Raw genomic sequence first — 18,563 nt, 5'->3', positions numbered from 1 at the left:
TTATATGTACAAGAAAATAAAAAAGCCCACTTGGGCTTAATTATTCACATGTTGATGAGGAACTATTGAAGAATCATCAATGGCTTTAAATGTATATCCTTTTTTCTGATAATATTCAATAATCTTAGGTAAAGTATCAACTGTATTTTGTTTTCCATTAGCATCATGCATTAAAATCATGATTTTTTTAGCTGAAGAAGATGTTGCACGTTTATACATTTCAGACTGACTCATTTTCGCATAACCATCACCATTTTCAGCATTCCAATCATAATAGATATAGCCTTTTTCTTCCACCATCTTGGTTAATTTGCTCATAATCCCCTTGGTATATTTTTTAGAAACAGCATTTGAACTTCCACCTGGGAAACGAATATATTTAGGTACAAAACCAATATAGTCTTTGGCTAATTGTCCGACTTTTTCTAAATCCTTGAAGTAGGCATCAACAGAAGCATAGACTTTTGAATAACTATGACTATATGTATGTAAACCTATTGTATGACCTTTATCATGCGCAATTGAAATATATTTACGATAAGCACTATTCATTCCTGTAATAAAGAAAGTTGCTTTGCAATGATAACGATCTAAAATATCAAGAACTTGAGGTGTATAATGTGATGGTCCATCATCAAAAGTCAAGTAAACCACTTTTTCATCTTCACCAGTTTTATCAATAACCTGAATAATAATTGTTTTTTCTGACTGATTTCCTGAAGCATCAGCAGCTAAATATTTCACTTGATAACTTCCTTGCTTTTGAACATCAAACTGCCCCGCTTCAACTGTTAGTGTCGGTTTATCATCTAAATCATCTTTTATAGAAACTAAAGACTTTAAATCAATTGTACTGCCTACAATAACACTTGCATTTCCAGCAATAATAACAGGCGCCTTTTTATCTTCAACAACTTTAACTTTGACTTTTTGTGTTGCTGAATTTTTATACTCATCACTAACAATCACTTCTACTTCCTGTTCACCAATCTGATTAAAATTATATTTTTTAGCAAAGTTGACTGTTGTCTGACTCGCATCTTTAATATTTTTCACAAGTTTTGAAGGATCAATTGTTTGATGAAGTGCAACCGACTGTGTTTGAACTTCAAATTCAGGTGCTGTCGTATCTACAACTTTCACTTTCAGTTTGACTTCTTCATCCTGATATTTATAAATCACCTGATATTCGCCAATTTTTTTCACATTCACTGCAGAACTATCTATTTTTACATCATGAATGTCTCCACCCTTCACATCTTTTAAAAACTTTGAAAAATCAACAACAGAATTGATTTCAATTTCACGATCTGATACAAAATGTAATGAAGAAGCTGTCAAATACATATAAAGCCCGACAATCACTACCCCCGCTAACACTAAACAACCTATATCACGCAAAAGCGTCTTTCTTTTTAAATTCATACCTATCCCTTTCTCATTTATTTTACTTTTTCGACAAATTCTACAATAATCCGATATCCAAAATATGGTATAACAGATAGAGGTGATTAAAATGTATATTTATAATCCAAATGAAGAGACAAGTTTCTCTCAACATATTTTGGACCCAGACCAAACATATCATACTTCCCATCATCAAGAAAAATTATATTCATTTTTTAAAACACTTGATAAACCTAAACATATTAAACAAATTATTGGTATTTATATGGAGTTTTATGTTGAGCCTTATTTATTTGAAAAAAATCCTTATTTTTATTACAAATTATCTCCTAAAATTTTAGAGCAAATTATACATCGTTTAGACATTGGTCATGCTAATCTTTATATTCAAGATTCCCAAAAATTCTTTTTGGTGATGTTTGACATTCATGAAGAAGATCTGACAAAAATTCTTATCCAATTTCATCATTATCTGATAGAACATTCCTTTATTTATCATCAGCATCAATGTACTATTCAAATGAAATGTGGTGTCTATTTTTCCCATATTGGTATTCATCCCTACCATTTTTATACAGCCACCAAAGAACAATTTGAGTCTGCTTTTTATCATGACAATGTTATTATTTCAATGAAGCATTTATCGCTGTGATGATAAACGACGTTCATGATATTGATACAACTTATGAATCAATTTTTTAAACATACCAATAACAAATACTGAACTGATACAAATAGGTATAATCCAAAGTAATTCCCAATGCCCGATCAGTGGATAAATCCCAAAGAAATGAGGCATAAAGAATAAAATCAGATAAAAAAGAGCAGTCAATATAGATGCTATCATAATGCGCATATGATTTAATGGCATACAAACGATAAAGACAACAAGAAAACTTATAAAACCAGCAACTAAGAAATAAAATGTTGAATACATTTTCATATCAAAATGCAGCCATTGTCCTATCAAAGCAATCAATAACATATAAACAATCATTGTCACTGCACAAGGTACAGCCGTTGAAATAACATGACGCAAGAAGCCTTGAGCAGATAATGATGAAGAACGTTCAATTGTGATTAGAAAACTAGGAATACCAATAGCTAAACCACTAATAAGACTTAATTGAAGTGGTGTAAATGGATAACTGATTCGTAGCATGGCAAAAATCAGACATAATACTGTTGAATAAATTGTTTTTGTAAGATATAAAGAACTGACTCTTTCAATATCAGCAATAATGGCTCTTCCTTCATTCACAATTGCTTTCATTGATGCAAAATTAGAATCAAGCAAAACAATATGTGCTGCCTGCTTGGCTGCATCGCTGCCAGCCGCCATTGCAATACCACAATCCGCATCTTTTAATGCAAGTACATCATTGACACCATCGCCAACCATTCCAACGACATGCCCACTTGCCTGAAAAGCCTTAATGATTTGTTGTTTTTGTTCTGGTTTCACACGACCATACACACGATAATGAGCAACTACTTTTTGTAACTCTTCATCATCTGTTGGCAGAGTTGAGGCATCCACATATTTCTCGCCACCTTTTAATCCCGCTAATTGAGTAACTCTTGACACAGTCATTGGGTTATCTCCAGAAAGAATGCATATATTAACAGCGGCATCATCAAAAAAGCGAAGAGTATCTTTGGCTTCTTCTCGTATGCAATCATGAATCACAATCAACGCCATGGCTTTAACACTGCCAATTTGACTTTGTGCTTCATCTAATAAATCTGTTTCACCTAATAAAAGGACACGTAATCCCTGATTAGAATAGTCATTCACTCTATGAAGCAAAGGATCATCTTCTTCTAAAAGATATTCAGGTGCACCTAAAACATAACGTTGTCCATTAGATAGCTGCAAAGCACGCATTTTTCGCTGAGAAGAAAATGGAATTAAAGCCGATATAGACAAATCAATAGGCTCTTTAAAATAGCCTCTTAATGCCTTCTGGGTTGCATTGATATCATCAAAGCCAAAAGCCATAATACCCATAATCTGATGAATAAAATCAGCTGAATAATCATTCAAAGCATCAATTTTTTCAACTTCAAGTTCACCTGTAGTAATTGTTCCCGTTTTATCTAGGCACAAAACATCAACACGTGCTAAAGCTTCAATGGCTTCCATTTCCTGTATCAATGCTTTTCTTTTGGCTAATTTACCTACACCTAAAATAAATGATAAACTCGTCAATAGGACAAGTCCTTCAGGAATCATCCCAATGACACCACCAACAGTCTTAACAATCGCTGTTGCATGATCTTGAGGCGAAGCAGAAAGTTGAGAAACAAAGAGCACCAACCCCACAGGAACAATCACAAAGCTCAATACTTTAATGACTTTCTCAATAGCATCTTTCATTTCTGAGGACGCTTTATTTTTGTGTTTAGCTTTATGAACAAGCTGAGTAGAATAATTATCATTACCCACTCTTAAAACACGCGCATATCCACTTCCGGCAACGACAAAACTTCCAGCCAATAGTTCATCATTTTCTTTCTTTTTTACTGGCTTCGATTCACCAGTCAGCATTGATTCATTGACTTCCATTCCTTGTGATGTCAACATACAGCAATCTGTTCCAATTTGATTACCACTCTCTAAAAAAACAATATCATCAATAACCAAATCTTCAATTGGTATCATCTGTTGTTGATGATCACGTATAACTTTAATCTTTTTAACAGTGACAACTGTCAATTGATCAATAATTTTTTTCACTTTTAGTTCCTGATAAATTCCAATCAAAGAATTCATAATAATAACACCCATAAATGTTAAGTTTGTCCAACGACCAGTTGATAAAATAATCGCTGCTAAAAACACATTTAATAAATTAAAGTATGTTATTGTATGTTCTAAAATAATCTGCTTCTTTGTCTTAGAAATATTATCATGTGATATATTCACTTGACCACGATCAATCCGTTCTTGAACTTGCAAGGAAGTTAAGCCCATTTCATTCATCTTATCCATTATTATCTCACCTACTCACACAATATATCACAGAGTTATGAATATTTTGTGTATATCATTTTCTTTTTTCTTTCATATTGTAACATATATTAAAAATCTTGAATATCTCTTTAAATACAAAAAAACGATATGAAAATTCATATCGTCAATAGTTTTATTGGTGGACCCTGAAGGACTCGAACCTTCGACCGATCGGTTATGAGCCGATAGCTCTAACCAACTGAGCTAAGGGTCCAAATAAAATAAAAAGTGGTATTCACCACTGATTCGCTAAATGGTAGCGGGGAAGGGATTCGAACCCCCGACCCACCGGGTATGAACCGATTGCTCTAGCCAACTGAGCTACCCCGCCATGTAGTGAATCGTTTATAAAAAATAATGGTGGTTCCGGCCGGAATCGAACCAGCGACACGAGGATTTTCAGTCCTCTGCTCTACCGACTGAGCTACGGAACCATAATTGGCGGTCTGGACGGGACTCGAACCCGCGACCTCCGCCGTGACAGGGCGGCATTCTAACCAACTGAACTACCAGACCAATGGTTGCGGGAGAAGGATTTGAACCAACGACCTTCGGGTTATGAGCCCGACGAGCTACCAGACTGCTCCATCCCGCGATATGAAATATATTTTTTTAAAAATGGCGGAGGTTGAGGGATTCGAACCCCCGCGGGACTTTCATCCCCTGTCGGTTTTCAAGACCGATCCCTTCAGCCGGACTTGGGTAAACCTCCGCAATAATGGTGGAGCTTAGCGGGATCGAACCGCTGACCTCCTGCGTGCAAAGCAGGCGCTCTCCCATCTGAGCTAAAGCCCCATTAACTGGTCGGGAAGACAGGATTTGAACCTGCGACCCCCTGGTCCCAAACCAGGTGCACTACCAAGCTGTGCTACTTCCCGAATATTCAATTACAATACTCAATTGGCGCGCTAGGCAGGAATCGAACCCACAACCTCTTGATCCGTAGTCAAGCACTCTATCCAGTTGAGCTACTAGCGCATTTCTTTAACAGCGCCATTCAATATTAACATAAACGCTGTAACTTTGCAACACTTTTTTACATTTTTTTAAAACTTTTTTTAAGAATGGTGCCCAGGGCCGGAGTCGAACCGGCACGGATTTTAAGGTCCGCAGGATTTTAAGTCCTGTGCGTCTACCAATTTCGCCACCTGGGCAACATGATGGAGGTTCCAGCCGGACTCGAACCGACGATGACAGAGTTGCAGTCTGTAGCCTTACCAACTTGGCTATGGAACCAGTTCTTTTCTCTTCTCACGTTGCTCAAATAGTATATAATATTTTGATATTGATTGCAATAGTTTTTTTGCTTTTTTTGGTAATTCTTTTTAATGAATTCAAAAAGAAAAGTTTTAATGAGGGTTTTTCTCATTAAAACTTTTTCATAAAATTTATTGTGCTTTGACTTTTGACCAATAATCACTATAAATTTCTTTTATATTTTGTGGCTGATAAGCAAATACTTCATCATTTTGTGACATTCGAATACCATATGCATTAATACCTTGAAAATCTCCTTCTGATGCTTCTTTAGCGGCAACAGTGTTAGAAGTCAAATAACCAACCTCCAATGTATTATTCAATGCATTCTCATCACTAATCATATAATTTATAAAATTCATAGCCATTTTTAAATCTTCACATTCTCGACTTACAACAAAACCATCAAACCATATGTTTGTTCCTTCATTTGGCATATAAAAGCCCATATCTGGATTTTCCAGCATAACAGCAGCAGCATCCCCAGAATACATAACCGCCATAGCTTTTTCACCACTCTTCATAGCATCAATAGTATCATCACCTGCATATGTTGGGTTCATTGTCTTTCTTTGATCAATTAGCCATTGATAAGCTTCTTTAATTTCTTTTTCATCTGTTGTATTCATAGAATAACCCAAAGCTTTTAATGCTACCATAAAAGAATCTCTTTCAGAATCATACATATAAATATTCCCTTTATACTTTGGATTTCTTAAAACTTCCCATCCAGCATTTAAATCACTTTCAGACACTTGTGTTTTATCATAAACAATTCCAACATTACCATAAAAATATGGAACCCAATATTCATTTGCTTTATCAAAACTCTGATTTAACACTTTACTATCAATACTATCTTTATGAGTAATCATCGACCAATCTATCTTTTGTAAAAGATTTTCTTTGATTAATCTTTCAATCATATATTCAGATGGCACCATAATATCATACTTATTGCCACCTAGTAATTTTGTATACATTGATTCATTGGAATCAAATGTCTCATAAACAACTTTACAGTCATATTCTCTTTGAAACCCATTAATGACATCAGGATCAACATATTCTCCCCAGTTAAAAACACGCAATGTATGCGTATATTGACTTCGTCCACATCCACTCATGAGTGTTGTGACAACAGCCAAACAAAGCATTATTTTAGCGTAACGCTTCATTTACTTTCCCTCCTCTTTTTTTCACAATTAAATATGGGATAAACGTACCTAATAATAATCCTAATAAAATCACAACCAAAACAATTGTTGATAAAGCATAAATACTCGGATTCATACGTTTAGACATATTATAAATCACAATTGAAATATTCTCCACACCATTTCCACTCACAAAATAAGAAATTACAAAATCATCAAATGACATCGTAAAAGCCAATAGTGCTCCTGCCATAATCCCTGATTTAATTTGTGGTAAAATAACCTTAATTAAAGTTTGAAATGGGGTTGCCCCTAAATCCATCGCAGCATCTGTTAAATTATCATCTAACTGCTTCACTTTAGGATATACATTTGTAATCACATAAGGCGTACAAAAAGCAATATGAGCTAATAACATTGTCATATAGCCCTTTTCAATACTAATAAATGAAAAGAAAATCATTAATGAGATAGCTGTAACAATTTCTGGGTTCATAATAGGTAAATTATTCACCTGCAAAATAGCTGTTCTTATTTTTCTTTTTGATTTTGTTAAAGCAATTGCTGTAATAGTCCCTAAAATTGTTGAGATTACAGTTGCTAAAATAGCAATTGTCACAGAGACAACAACGGCATCTAATAACTGTAAATTTCCAAACAATGATTCATACCAGCGGAATGAAAATCCTTTAAAATTAGATAAAGATTTTGCACTATTAAAAGAGAAAAAAGCCATAATCAATAATGGAAAATATAAAAAGGCAAGACATAGACTAATGCATAGAACCTTTACGTATTTTTTTTCTTTTACCATAACGTCGACTTCCTCCTTCTTCATCTTCACTTGAAACATTTGTACGTTTTTCAGCTTTATAAATCAATGCCATCAAAACAATAACAATAGTTGCTAAAACCAATGAAACAGCACTACCAAAATGCCAGTTTCCAACTGTAATAAACTGTTGTTCAATAAAATTACCAATTAATGAATATTGGCCGCCACCTAACATTTTCGGAATAACAAAAGCACTGATAGCTGGCAGGAAAACCATTGTAATACCAGTTAAAACACCACTTAATGATAAACGAAAAGTGACTTTAAAAAATGTTTGAACACGTGAAGCTCCTAAATCCATAGACGCTTCTGTCAATGATTGATCCATATTTGTTAATGATGTATGAATAGGCAAAATCATAAATGGCAAGAAATTATAAACCATCCCTATGACAACCGCAAAATCTGTATACATCATATGAATACGTCCTAGCCCCATAGATTGTAATAAGTTATTAATAATACCATTATTACTTAAAATACTCATCCAGGCATAAGTTCTCATCAAAAGATTAATCCATGTAGGTATCGTAATTAATAAAATTAATAATGTTTGTGTACTTTCTTTACATTTAGCAATCATATACGCAATTGGATAACCAATTAAAAAACAAATCATAGTCGTTAAAATACCTAAAACAAGAGAGCGCATTAAAACAGATAGGAAAATAGGATCCATAAATTTAAAAAAGTTATCTAAGGTAAATTGAAAAGTTGTAATTTCTGTCCCTTTTGATGTAAAAGCATAAAAAGCAATCAACAGCATTGGAACAATTGTTAAAACAAATAGCCAGAAACAATATGGTGAAACGAGTTTTTTATACTGTTTCATTAATATGTCCCCATTTTTTCCATGACATGAATATCTTCAGGCCAAAAATCTAAATTTACCTTTTTACCAACTTCACTCATATCTGTTGTATGCACCTTATACATACGTTCTTGTGTTTCAACCATAATTTCATAATGAACACCTTTAAAGACAATAGAAGAAATAACTCCTTCAATTTTCCCCTGTCCAACTTCTACAATATCCAAATCCTCTGGTCTTAAAACAATATCAACATCCTGTCCTTCATCAAATCCTTTATCAACACATACAAACTGCTGACCATCAAATTCAACTAGAAAATCTTTTACAAATTTTCCTTCCACAATATTAGACTCTCCAATAAATTGTGCAACAAAACGATTTTCTGGTTCATTATAAATATCTGTAGGCGTTCCAATTTGTTGAATAGCTCCATCATTCATAACAACAATTGTATCTGACATTGTCAAAGCTTCCTCTTGATCATGTGTGACATAAACAAAAGTAATCCCTACTTCTTTTTGAATATTTTTTAATTCAATCTGCATAGCTTTTCTTAATTTTAAATCTAGTGCCCCTAATGGTTCATCTAATAAAAGGACTTTTGGTTCATTGACCAAAGCACGTGCAATAGCAACACGTTGCTGTTGTCCACCAGACAATTGTGAAATATTACGTTTTTCAAACCCTTCTAATCCGACTAGATTTAACATACGTAAAACTTTTTGTTCAATAATGGCTTTATCAAGCTTCTTGATTTTTAAGCCAAAAGCAACATTATCAAAAACATTCATATGCGGAAATAATGCATATTTTTGAAATACTGTATTGACTTCTCTTTTATATGGTGGAAGTGCTGAAATATCAATACCATCAAACAAAACCTCTCCTGAACTTGCCTCTTCAAATCCACCAACAATTCTTAATGTTGTTGTCTTTCCACAACCACTAGGACCTAACAAAGTCATAAATTCATTCTCATGAATATTGAGATGAATACCTTTTAAAACAACTTGTCCATCAAATTCTTTTGTTAAATTATTTAATTCAATTAATTTTTTCATATAGTCCTCCCTAAAATAATGGTGGTGTAGATATCCAAATCACTTTTGCTTTGGCATCACCACAATTTTCAAGATAATGTGTTCTTTTTCCACTTAAATAAAAAGTTTCACCTTTATTGACAACATAAGCCTTTTGTCCATAATGAAGTTTGATTTTTCCACTAATCACATAACCAAATTCTTCTCCATCATGTGGTTCCATTTCCATTGACATCTTGGCTTTTGCCAATTCAATTAAAATAGGTTCCATTTCATTTTTTTGTGCATTTGGAACAATATAAGAAATCACATAATCATCTTGTGTATTGACAAAATAATCATCTTTTTTAAAGACAATCTGCTCATCTTGTGTTTCATTAAAAAACTCATGCAATGAGGTGCCCAAAGCTTCAAGTATATCTTCTAAGGTCGCTATTGAAGGCGATGTTAGATTTCTTTCAACCTGTGATAAAAATCCCTTGGTCAATTCACTACGATTGGCTAATTCTTCCAATGTCAGCTGATTGGCTATACGCAATCTTTTGATCTTTCCTCCGATATTCATAATCCCTCTCCTTTGTTTAGTATTACAAAACTTCATGTTTAAATTTACAAAACACAATTATTATACAGAATATCCTAAAAATTGCAACATGTTTTAAACAATTTGTTTAATATATTAAACTTTTTAACTAAAAAAAAGTAACGCAATTCATTTTGTTACTTTTCTAAATGTTCACGACGTCTTGATGACTCTTCAAACATTGCTTTTAAAGCCTGTTCATCATCATCTAATAACGCTTGTTTAATTTTATCAAATTCTTTTTCAAAGCGATACATTGACGCTAATAAATATTCACGATTATTTAAAAACAATTCACTCCATAAATCAGCATTAATATTTGCTATACGTGTTAAGTCTCTAAATGAATCCCCAATATATTTTCCTGTTTCATATTTTTGATCATCACTATTCATCAATGCCACAGCAATCGTATGTGGCAATTGAGAAGTAAAAGAGATAATTTCATCATGTGCATAAGGGCTCATAATCTTGACGCTCTTAAAGCCTAATTGAGAGACAAACTGGCACATAAAATCAATCGCAGATTTATGATTTTTGGCATGTTCAATGACAATATAATTGGCATTTTTAAAAACTTCCAGACTTGCATAAGCATAACCCTTTTTTTCTCTTCCCGCCATTGGGTGACCACTGATATATTCTACATCCGGATCAATACAAGCTAATGCTTTTTCTAAAAAATAAGATTTAATCCCTACAACATCTGTTACAATACTGCCTTTTTTAAAAGTATGTTGGGCAATAAAATCTAATACTTTAGAAGGATAAAGACAGATAATAGTCATATCACTTTGAGCAATAATTTCACTTCCATCTGTATAGCCTTCTATTATACAGCCATCTTTTTTAGCTAAAGCAAGTGTTTCCTCATCACAGTCCACTCCATAAACAAGATGCCCTAACCCTTTTAATGACTGAACATAACTTCCTCCAATAACCCCTAATCCAACAACCGTAATAATCATATAGACACCTACAGTTTCATCAAAAGAACAAAAGCAAGAGCAAAACCACCAAAAATCAGTGCACAAAAACAGAATCTTATAAATAATGCAGATAAAGGTGGTTTTTCTTTAGCAATTGTCCAAAAAGAAAGAACAACAAGAAAACTAGTCAAAATACCATGTGTTAAAATAAGGGCTGAAGGATATTGATAATATTGATTTAAAAATGGTACGCAGAAAAATTGTGTAAAAAGAAAGATAATAGCAAGCATAATTAAACTCTTATAATTAAAAGGAATCCATGTGAAATTAAACTGAGATTTAAATTCGCTTTTATTTTGTATATCTTGATGTGTAAATTCAATTTTACGATCTCTTTCTACACTTCTTTTAAAACTCATCCGTTTTTTCTCCCTTCTGCTAACATTTTTAATTTATAATCTAATAATTTTTGAGTTAAATCTACATAATAAATATGAGGATATTCTAAACGGAAAACTTCATCCCATAGTAAAGCTTTTTGTTGGATGGAGTAGTCACGAATTTCTTTTAATGTATATTCTGGATATACACATTTTCCATTTTCAAAAACAAGTGTTTGTAATGGATGAATTTCATATGTTCCAGCATATAATGTTTTATTTTTCCATGCATCTGATTGATGATAAATCGTTAAGTCCTGATTTTCATCTAAGACTTCGTCATAAAAAGTAATAACATCAGCAATAGCTTTATTGGTTTCTTTTTCAATTAAACGATAAACCTTCTTGTATCCTGGATTCGTAATTTTTTCAGTATTTTCAGATATTTTAATTTTTGGAATAATCTGACCGTCTTTTTCAACAGCCGCTAATTTATAAACGCCTCCAAAGACTGGTGACGATTTAGAAACAATCATGTTTTCTCCAACACCAAATGAATCAATTTGAGCACCTTGTTCTAAAACAGAACGAATGAGGTATTCATCCAAAGAATTAGAAACAGTAATTTTACAATCATGTAATCCAGCAACATCTAACATCATTCTTGCTTTTTTTGTTAAATACGCAATGTCACCACTGTCCAAACGAATTCCAGCTAAACGTTTCCCCATTGGTGCCAAAACTTCTTCTGCAACTTTAATCGCATTGGGGACCCCACTCTTTAACGTATCATATGTATCTACTAATAAGACACATGAATCCGGATAAATCTCGGCATAGGCCTTAAAAGCCTCAAATTCATTATCAAATGATTGAACAAAAGAATGTGCCATTGTGCCTAAGACTGGAATATCAAATGCTTTTCCAGCAGATGTTGTAGCCGTTCCAGCAACACCACCAATATAAGCCGCTCTTGCTCCATAATGAGCTCCATCATAGCCTTGTGAGCGTCTTGCACCAAATTCCATAACAGCACGCCCTTTGGCTTCCTGACATACACGATGAGCCTTTGTTGCAATTAATGATTGATGATTCACTGTCACTAATAAAAATGTTTCAATTAATTGTGCTTCAATTAATTTAGCTTTGACTGTAATTAATGGTTCATAAGGAAAAACTGGTGTTCCTTCTGGTACAGAATAGATTGTTCCACTAAATTGGAAATTTCTTAAATAGTCAAAAAATTCCTCATCAAAAATATGAAGTGTACGTAGATATTCAATATCTCCTTTTGTAAATCGCATATCTTTAATCGCTTCTATCAATTGTTGTAATCCCGCAAAGATAACAAATCCTCCATTATCAGGATTTTTACGATAGAACATATCAAAATAAACAATCTGTTCCCCTTTTCCCATTTTAAAATAATTATAAGACATTGTTAATTCATAAAAGTCCATTATAAGTGTAATATTTCTTTCACTGCTCACATTGACTTTTTCCATTTTGATAACCCCCTTATCATTTTTACTATCATATACCAAATTGTTAAAAAAATAAAGCATTTCTGCTTTATTTAGACGTATTCTTGGCTTTTTCCATAGCTTCTTTCACTGCTTCTTTTAAGGCTTGGGATGTTTTTGTTGCTCCAGAAATTGTATCAACATCATATTTATTTTCTTTTTTCATTGATGTAATCATTTGTTCAACAGCAACCCCACCAATAGATGGTGTTTCATTATGTTCTTTGACAACAATATCTTCAATTTTATCATCTTTAATTGTTGTTTCAACTTGAAATTCGCCACCATATCCAATTGCAGATGTTGTATAAGTTCCATCTTTATAAATTGTTTTTTTTGATTCTTCCTGTTTTTTTTGTTGAGAGCATCCACATAACATAATCACTAAGAATAGAGTTGTTATTTTTTTCATTTATAAAACCTCCTATTGATAGTTTTTGCTTTATTTGAAAACTTATGCAAAAAAACCTCATAAAGAGGTTAAAAATATAAATCATAAGTTTGTCTTTGATAAGGTTGTGGCATTGGTTTCACTTTTTGATAAACAATTGGAATTAGCAATTGTTGTTCTGGATATATTAACATATCTTCGTTTAATTGATTCATCGTTTGAATCCATGGCACTTCACTATTAAATGTTTTGGCTAAACGATAAACATTATCACCTTTATTTACTGAATAAAGAATGATTTCACCAACTTTTGGATATGTTATTCTTTCATTTTCATACATATATGGATTATACATATCATCCCTCCTAAGATATCCTATGTTTGCTTTTATAGGATGTCTAGGCAAAAACAATAGATATAACGAAAAAGATCTAGCGATTAGCCAGATCAGTTATTTTTTAGTTGCTAGTTTATTTAAAGCATCTTTGGCTGCCTGTTGCTCAGCTCTTTTTTTGCTTGTTCCTTTTCCGATTCCTAGACGCATATCATCCATAATGACGGCAATGGTAAATTCTGGGGCATTTGATGGACCAGATGTTTCAAGCAATTCATATGTAACTGTTCGGCGTTGATCTGCTTGAATCAGTTCTTGCAAAGTTGTTTTGTAATCTGTTATATCATCATAATCTAAATCATTAACATGCTGATAAATTGTCTGTTCTAAAATCTTAATGACTTCCTCTTGACCACAATCTAAATAAAGTGCTCCAATGAATGATTCAAAAATATTAGCTAAAACACTTTCTCTTTCACGACCGCCACTTTTTTCTTCACCAACACCTAAGTAAAGCAATTCTCCTAACCCTAATTCACGAGAGAAACGAGCTAATGATTCTTCGCGGACTAATTTACTACGTAAAGTTGTCAGTGTTCCTTCTGGTACATCGGGAAAAAGTTTAAATATAAATTCTGAAACATATAATTGTAAAACCGCATCCCCCATAAACTCTAAACGTTCGTAATCTTTTTTATTATGATGAGATTCATTTGCATAGGAAGCATGAGTGAATGCTTCTTTGTATAAACTTAAATTTTGATAGGGAATCTTTTCTTTAATTAAAAAATCTAATAGTTTCATTTTGTATTAAGTCCTTCTTTCATTTGTGAAACAACATCTAATTTAACCATTTGATAAGCTAAATCCATAGCATTGCAAAAAGCTTTGGCATCACTTGCTCCATGGGCTTTGACAACCGCTTTTTCAAATCCCATCATCAGTGCTCCGCCTACAGATTTATAATCAAACTTATCTTTTAAAGCATAAAGTGATGATTTTGCTAATAAGGCTCCCATTTTGCCTTTAAATGAAGACATCATTCCCTCCTTCACCATTTTCATCAATAGAGAAGCTGCTCCTTCACATGTTTTTAAAGCAATATTACCACTAAAGCCATCAGTGACAATAACATCACAATCACCTTTTAAAATATCTCTTCCTTCAATATTCCCAATAAAATGAATTTTATTTTCTGATTCTAAAAGTTGATAAGCTTTTTGATGAACTTCATCACCTTTTTTCGCTTCCGTTCCAATATTTAATAAAGCGACTTTAGGCTTAGCGATTCCTCGAATATTCTTTGCATAAATATGTCCCATAATCGCAAATTCCTGAAGTTGTTCTGGTGTATTTTCAGCATTAGCACCAACATCTAGCAAAGCAACTCCTTTTTCATTATAAGTTGGTAAAATAGCCATAAGGCAAGACTTTTCAACACCTTCTATACGTTTTAAAAATAACATAGCACTGGTATAGAAAGCCCCTGTTGAGCCACATGAAACAACTCCATCAACAATCCCATCATTAGCTAAAGCAACAGCCTTGACCATACTTGAATCTTTTTTACGGCGAACCGACATAATACCAGCATCCATTGGAACAATATCTCTTGCATCAACAATATGAATTCTTTCATATGTTTTTAATTTTTCTAATTCTTCTGCCTTCCCAGTCACATAAAGTTCCACGTCAGCATGGGTATTGATAAAATCAATACATGCATCAACAACAATTCCACTTCCTAAGTCACCACTCATAGCATCAATTGATAATTTATACATTTTTCTCACTCCTCGTTAGTAGTATATCATATTTAATCAACATATTCATTATTCTCTTTTAAATTCTCCTGAATCCGAGAAATGAACTGCTGATAACCCTTTTGATGATCATAATCATCTATTAATTTGATTGCATCATCTCTTGCAATCGTTAAGATATTGAAATCTTTTAATACGTCAGCAACCAAAAAAGTTGGTAAACCACTTTGTCTATTACCTAAAACTTCACCAGGTCCTCTTAGTTGCAAATCATATGTTGAAATTTCAAAACCATCATGACTCTTTTCTAGATATTTTAAACGTTCAATAGCTTCTTTAGAAGTTGATGAACTCATTAAATAACAATAAGCTTGCTGATCACCACGTCCAATTCTTCCTCTTAATTGATGTAATTGACTCATACCAAAACGTTCAGCATTATAAATGACCATCATATTGGCATTTTTCACATCAACTCCAACTTCAACAACAGTTGTAGAAACAAGAATTTGAAGATCATTTTTTTGAAAAGATTGCATGACAGCTTCTTTTTCATCATCTTTCATTTGTCCATGCAATAACCCAACCTGATATGAGTCTTTAAAGTAACTTTTCATAGCCGTTGCAATTTGTGAAGCACTTTTGGCTTCAATAGCGTCGCTCTCTTCGACTAAAGGACAAATCACATAACATTGTCCCCCACTTTGTAAATAATCCTTCAAAGCCTTTAAAATAGGTTTCATAGAAGATGATTTGATATATTTTGTAATCACAGGAATACGTCCTGTTGGCATTGTTTTTATAGTTGATACATCCATATCTCCATACATTGAAATGGCCAAGGTTCTAGGAATCGGCGTTGCACTCATAATTAAGAAATCAACCTGGTTCCCTTTGTTTTTCAAAGCTTTACGCTGTTCTACTCCAAAACGATGTTGTTCATCAGTAATCACAAAGCCAAGATTAGCATAATTCACTTTTTTTTGAAATAAAGCATGTGTTCCTACAATAATATCAATTTCACCACTCGCAATTTGCTGATATAAACTTTCCTTATTCTTCACTGATAACGAACCAGTTAATAATGCTATTTTAACATCAGTATCCTTAAAAAAAGATGATAATGTCGCATAATGTTGAGCTGCCAATATTTCTGTTGGTGCCATTAATGCGCCTTGATATCCAGCTAGGTAATTGGCATATAAAGCCACACTACTGACAACTGTTTTTCCACTCCCAACATCTCCCTGTAAAAAACGATACATCATTTGTGGACTCTGTAAATCTTCAACAATTTCTTTGATTGCTGTTTGTTGATCTTTGGTTAATTGAAAAGGTAACGCAAGAATAAATGATTGAAATTGTTTTAAATCAAAGATTTTTGCTATTCCAACTTCTTGATGACGTTGTCTTTTAATAAATTGCATTGTTAATTGAAATTTTAGAAATTCTTCATATTTTAAATATCTTAATGCCTGTTTTATATCTTCTTGTGTTTCTGGAAAATGAATATTATATAATGCACTCTCTTTATGAATCAATTGATGTTTCATAATATATTCTTCAGGAACATAGGAATCAATATTACCCTTTAATAATGTTAAAGCTTTTTTAACATATTGAACAAATGATTTTTGAGTCATTCCTTCTTTAATAGAATATATAGGATGAATACCTACTAACTCATTGATTGGTTTGATTTTAATATCACTAGCTGTAATTTTATCATTTTTACATTTACCTATGATTGTAATGACTGCTGACATTTTTAAATGTTGTCGTAAAAAATGACGATTAAAGATTGTGACCTGATATTGTTGAAGATGATGATCTTCAACTGTAAAAGACATTCTTGACATTCTTCCTTTAAAGAAAACTTTGGCTGGTGAAATAATTGTTGCTTCTATAATGATTTTGTCATCTTCTAATGTTGGATATGTTTCTTCAATGATATCATAGCGATATGGATAATGCATAACAATATCTTCTAGACTATTGATATTCATAGATTCTAATATTTGATATCTTTTTTCAGTTGTCTTTAATAATCTTATATCTGTCATTTTTATCACCATTCCATATTTTACATGAAATCATAAAAAAAAGATACCCTAAGGTATCTTAAAACAACGATTTATAATGATTTGCTTGTGCTTATTTTTTCATGCATTGCTTTATCAAGCTTTCATAAGATGCATTCTCATTCATTAAATCACTTATTCTTTCTAATTCATCTTCATTACATTGTTTTAGATAATCTGCTACATCTTTATGATATTTCTTCATGATCATCCGACTTAATAAATTAACTATACCCTTTCTTTTACCGTTTTCTTCAGTTTCATTAATCTCCATCGCACGAAAGAACTCCTTTTCTCTTTCCTCCAGCAACTCTCTAATTAATGTTACATCTGTCTTAAACATTTCATAGCTTCTTTCCATATACCTGATCATCCTTTCATTTAAACTTTAGCATATCGCTTAATTATCTTGCTTAAACTGTTCAACTAAACTTTCATAGGATGCATTACTACTAATTAATGATAAAATTTTCATCAGTCTATTTTCCTGACATTGACTTAACCACTTGTTAGCATCTTTGTTGTATTTTATCATAATCAAATTATTTATTGTTTGAATTATCCCTTCTTTTTTCCCTTCTTGTCTTGTTTCATTAAGCTCCATCGCATGAAAAAACTCTTTCTCTCTTTCCTCCAGCAATTCTCTAATTAACGCACCATCTGCTTTAAACATTTCATAGCTTCTTTCCATATATTGAATCATTCTCTCCTTTTCTTCATATTCAATGTTTTCTACTGTATTGTTTGCCATAAGATGGATCACTGCCTCAAACTCGCTTAGTTTCCTTTGTCTCGCTATTTTGTTTATCGCTTTGAGATTCACATAGTAGATATGTATCACACAGTCTCTCATCTGCTTTCCATCTTCATATCTCAGGGTTCCATGATTGATGAGATGAACATTATCTTCATTGATGAAGATAATCAGATAGAACTCCTTGAGCTTGCCATAATCCTTTTCTCCATCTGCCAGCTGTATCACAATGCTCTTGCATGCATAATACTGAAACCTTTTGCTGAGAAAGGAATTCAATATTGTATTCTGCATCTCC

The 18,563-nt window shown here is 32.8% G+C and carries 18 protein-coding genes and 11 tRNA genes; 1 reads left to right on the top strand and 28 read right to left on the bottom strand.

The window, feature by feature from the left end; all coding sequences use genetic code 11:
- Window positions 1-36 precede the first annotated feature (36 nt).
- Window positions 37-1,425 (bottom strand): polysaccharide deacetylase family protein, encoded by a 1,389-nt coding sequence (locus BN1865_RS01275; RefSeq protein ID WP_050635453.1) that lies wholly within the window; start codon window positions 1,423-1,425, stop codon window positions 37-39.
- Window positions 1,426-1,516: 91 nt separating this feature from the next.
- Between BN1865_RS01275 and BN1865_RS01270 the strand changes: the two genes are divergently transcribed.
- On the top strand, window positions 1,517-2,059 hold the full coding sequence (locus BN1865_RS01270) for a hypothetical protein (RefSeq protein ID WP_050635452.1): 543 nt from the start codon (window positions 1,517-1,519) through the stop codon (window positions 2,057-2,059).
- Here BN1865_RS01270 and BN1865_RS01265 read toward each other — a convergent pair.
- The 27 genes from BN1865_RS01265 to BN1865_RS18665 form a co-directional block, all read right to left on the bottom strand.
- The gene (locus tag BN1865_RS01265; protein ID WP_050635451.1) at window positions 2,048-4,402 is read right to left on the bottom strand and encodes an HAD-IC family P-type ATPase; all 2,355 of its coding nucleotides are present in this window, start codon (window positions 4,400-4,402) and stop codon (window positions 2,048-2,050) included. The genes BN1865_RS01270 and BN1865_RS01265 overlap by 12 nt on opposite strands.
- A 158-nt stretch (window positions 4,403-4,560) precedes the next feature.
- Window positions 4,561-4,637, bottom strand: a tRNA-Ile gene (locus BN1865_RS01260).
- A gap of 40 nt (window positions 4,638-4,677) precedes the next feature.
- A tRNA-Met gene (locus tag BN1865_RS01255) sits at window positions 4,678-4,754 on the bottom strand.
- A gap of 27 nt (window positions 4,755-4,781) precedes the next feature.
- Window positions 4,782-4,857 (bottom strand) — tRNA-Phe (locus BN1865_RS01250).
- 5 nt (window positions 4,858-4,862) lie between these two features.
- Window positions 4,863-4,939 (bottom strand) — tRNA-Asp (locus BN1865_RS01245).
- Window positions 4,940-4,941: 2 nt separating this feature from the next.
- A tRNA-Met gene (locus BN1865_RS01240) sits at window positions 4,942-5,018 on the bottom strand.
- 24 nt (window positions 5,019-5,042) lie between these two features.
- Window positions 5,043-5,135 (bottom strand) — tRNA-Ser (locus tag BN1865_RS01235).
- A 7-nt stretch (window positions 5,136-5,142) separates the two neighbouring features.
- Window positions 5,143-5,218, bottom strand: a tRNA-Ala gene (locus BN1865_RS01230).
- Window positions 5,219-5,224: 6 nt separating this feature from the next.
- Window positions 5,225-5,301, bottom strand: a tRNA-Pro gene (locus BN1865_RS01225).
- Window positions 5,302-5,324: 23 nt separating this feature from the next.
- Window positions 5,325-5,401, bottom strand: a tRNA-Arg gene (locus tag BN1865_RS01220).
- A gap of 87 nt (window positions 5,402-5,488) precedes the next feature.
- A tRNA-Leu gene (locus BN1865_RS01215) sits at window positions 5,489-5,577 on the bottom strand.
- A 7-nt stretch (window positions 5,578-5,584) separates the two neighbouring features.
- A tRNA-Cys gene (locus BN1865_RS01210) sits at window positions 5,585-5,659 on the bottom strand.
- A 152-nt stretch (window positions 5,660-5,811) separates the two neighbouring features.
- Entirely contained in the window at window positions 5,812-6,858 is a 1,047-nt protein-coding gene (locus tag BN1865_RS18675) for an ABC transporter substrate-binding protein (protein WP_050635450.1), read from the bottom strand.
- On the bottom strand, window positions 6,842-7,651 hold the full coding sequence (locus BN1865_RS18670) for an ABC transporter permease (RefSeq protein ID WP_050635449.1): 810 nt from the start codon (window positions 7,649-7,651) through the stop codon (window positions 6,842-6,844). Before BN1865_RS18670 ends, BN1865_RS18675 begins: the two co-directional genes overlap by 17 nt.
- A complete protein-coding gene (locus BN1865_RS01195) occupies window positions 7,611-8,504 on the bottom strand; it encodes an ABC transporter permease (RefSeq protein WP_050635448.1) in 894 nt (297 codons plus the stop codon). Before BN1865_RS01195 ends, BN1865_RS18670 begins: the two co-directional genes overlap by 41 nt.
- A complete protein-coding gene (potA, locus tag BN1865_RS01190; RefSeq protein ID WP_050635447.1) occupies window positions 8,504-9,547 on the bottom strand; it encodes a spermidine/putrescine ABC transporter ATP-binding protein in 1,044 nt (347 codons plus the stop codon). The genes BN1865_RS01195 and potA overlap by 1 nt, the downstream gene beginning before the upstream one ends.
- Before the next feature lie 10 nt (window positions 9,548-9,557).
- A complete protein-coding gene (locus BN1865_RS01185) occupies window positions 9,558-10,091 on the bottom strand; it encodes a helix-turn-helix domain-containing protein (protein WP_050635446.1) in 534 nt (177 codons plus the stop codon).
- 155 nt (window positions 10,092-10,246) lie between these two features.
- Window positions 10,247-11,077, bottom strand: a complete 831-nt coding sequence (locus tag BN1865_RS01180) for a prephenate dehydrogenase (RefSeq protein ID WP_050635445.1) — start codon at window positions 11,075-11,077, stop codon at window positions 10,247-10,249.
- 8 nt (window positions 11,078-11,085) lie between these two features.
- Complete coding sequence (locus tag BN1865_RS01175; protein WP_050635444.1) at window positions 11,086-11,457, bottom strand: hypothetical protein; 372 nt, start codon at window positions 11,455-11,457, stop codon at window positions 11,086-11,088.
- Window positions 11,454-12,923 carry a nicotinate phosphoribosyltransferase gene (locus BN1865_RS01170; protein ID WP_050635443.1) on the bottom strand — a complete coding sequence of 490 codons (1,470 nt, stop codon included), beginning with the start codon at window positions 12,921-12,923 and terminating at the stop codon, window positions 11,454-11,456. The genes BN1865_RS01175 and BN1865_RS01170 overlap by 4 nt, the downstream gene beginning before the upstream one ends.
- Before the next feature lie 67 nt (window positions 12,924-12,990).
- Window positions 12,991-13,353 carry an FMN-binding protein gene (locus BN1865_RS01165; protein ID WP_050635442.1) on the bottom strand — a complete coding sequence of 121 codons (363 nt, stop codon included), beginning with the start codon at window positions 13,351-13,353 and terminating at the stop codon, window positions 12,991-12,993.
- A gap of 68 nt (window positions 13,354-13,421) precedes the next feature.
- On the bottom strand, window positions 13,422-13,688 hold the full coding sequence (locus tag BN1865_RS01160; protein WP_050635441.1) for a LysM peptidoglycan-binding domain-containing protein: 267 nt from the start codon (window positions 13,686-13,688) through the stop codon (window positions 13,422-13,424).
- A 96-nt stretch (window positions 13,689-13,784) separates the two neighbouring features.
- On the bottom strand, window positions 13,785-14,471 hold the full coding sequence (gene rnc, locus BN1865_RS01155) for a ribonuclease III (protein ID WP_050635440.1): 687 nt from the start codon (window positions 14,469-14,471) through the stop codon (window positions 13,785-13,787).
- On the bottom strand, window positions 14,468-15,451 hold the full coding sequence (plsX, locus tag BN1865_RS01150) for a phosphate acyltransferase PlsX (RefSeq protein ID WP_050635439.1): 984 nt from the start codon (window positions 15,449-15,451) through the stop codon (window positions 14,468-14,470). The genes rnc and plsX overlap by 4 nt, the downstream gene beginning before the upstream one ends.
- A 32-nt stretch (window positions 15,452-15,483) precedes the next feature.
- A complete protein-coding gene (gene recG / locus BN1865_RS01145; protein WP_050635438.1) occupies window positions 15,484-17,493 on the bottom strand; it encodes an ATP-dependent DNA helicase RecG in 2,010 nt (669 codons plus the stop codon).
- 91 nt (window positions 17,494-17,584) lie between these two features.
- Window positions 17,585-17,872: a hypothetical protein gene (locus tag BN1865_RS01140; RefSeq protein ID WP_050635437.1), complete on the bottom strand. Its 288-nt coding sequence runs from the start codon at window positions 17,870-17,872 to the stop codon at window positions 17,585-17,587.
- A gap of 39 nt (window positions 17,873-17,911) precedes the next feature.
- A complete protein-coding gene (locus tag BN1865_RS18665) occupies window positions 17,912-18,262 on the bottom strand; it encodes a hypothetical protein (protein WP_232780288.1) in 351 nt (116 codons plus the stop codon).
- Window positions 18,263-18,563 lie beyond the last annotated feature (301 nt).

The sequence above is a fragment of the Candidatus Stoquefichus sp. SB1 genome (assembly GCF_001244545.1).
Lineage (GTDB): Bacteria > Bacillota_I > Bacilli_A > Erysipelotrichales > Coprobacillaceae > Stoquefichus.
Note: the sequence above shows the minus strand (reverse complement) of the source record. Positions and strands in the feature narration are given on the sequence as shown.

Excerpts from the sequence above, each read along its gene's own strand:
- rnc (WP_050635440.1), bottom strand. The coding sequence starts at position 14,471 with ATGAAACTATTAGATTTTTTAATTAAAGAAAAGATTCCCTATCAAAAT.
- BN1865_RS01165 (WP_050635442.1), bottom strand. The coding sequence starts at position 13,353 with ATGAAAAAAATAACAACTCTATTCTTAGTGATTATGTTATGTGGATGC.
- BN1865_RS18665 (WP_232780288.1), bottom strand. The coding sequence starts at position 18,262 with ATGGCAAACAATACAGTAGAAAACATTGAATATGAAGAAAAGGAGAGA.
- BN1865_RS01185 (WP_050635446.1), bottom strand. The coding sequence starts at position 10,091 with ATGAATATCGGAGGAAAGATCAAAAGATTGCGTATAGCCAATCAGCTG.
- BN1865_RS18675 (WP_050635450.1), bottom strand. The coding sequence starts at position 6,858 with ATGAAGCGTTACGCTAAAATAATGCTTTGTTTGGCTGTTGTCACAACA.
- BN1865_RS01270 (WP_050635452.1), top strand. The coding sequence starts at position 1,517 with ATGTATATTTATAATCCAAATGAAGAGACAAGTTTCTCTCAACATATT.
- BN1865_RS01160 (WP_050635441.1), bottom strand. The coding sequence starts at position 13,688 with ATGTATAATCCATATATGTATGAAAATGAAAGAATAACATATCCAAAA.
- BN1865_RS01140 (WP_050635437.1), bottom strand. The coding sequence starts at position 17,872 with ATGGAAAGAAGCTATGAAATGTTTAAGACAGATGTAACATTAATTAGA.
- BN1865_RS01265 (WP_050635451.1), bottom strand. The coding sequence starts at position 4,402 with ATGGATAAGATGAATGAAATGGGCTTAACTTCCTTGCAAGTTCAAGAA.
- BN1865_RS01275 (WP_050635453.1), bottom strand. The coding sequence starts at position 1,425 with ATGAATTTAAAAAGAAAGACGCTTTTGCGTGATATAGGTTGTTTAGTG.
- BN1865_RS01170 (WP_050635443.1), bottom strand. The coding sequence starts at position 12,923 with ATGGAAAAAGTCAATGTGAGCAGTGAAAGAAATATTACACTTATAATG.
- BN1865_RS18670 (WP_050635449.1), bottom strand. The coding sequence starts at position 7,651 with ATGGTAAAAGAAAAAAAATACGTAAAGGTTCTATGCATTAGTCTATGT.
- BN1865_RS01195 (WP_050635448.1), bottom strand. The coding sequence starts at position 8,504 with ATGAAACAGTATAAAAAACTCGTTTCACCATATTGTTTCTGGCTATTT.
- BN1865_RS01180 (WP_050635445.1), bottom strand. The coding sequence starts at position 11,077 with ATGATTATTACGGTTGTTGGATTAGGGGTTATTGGAGGAAGTTATGTT.
- BN1865_RS01175 (WP_050635444.1), bottom strand. The coding sequence starts at position 11,457 with ATGAGTTTTAAAAGAAGTGTAGAAAGAGATCGTAAAATTGAATTTACA.
- plsX (WP_050635439.1), bottom strand. The coding sequence starts at position 15,451 with ATGTATAAATTATCAATTGATGCTATGAGTGGTGACTTAGGAAGTGGA.
- potA (WP_050635447.1), bottom strand. The coding sequence starts at position 9,547 with ATGAAAAAATTAATTGAATTAAATAATTTAACAAAAGAATTTGATGGA.
- recG (WP_050635438.1), bottom strand. The coding sequence starts at position 17,493 with ATGACAGATATAAGATTATTAAAGACAACTGAAAAAAGATATCAAATA.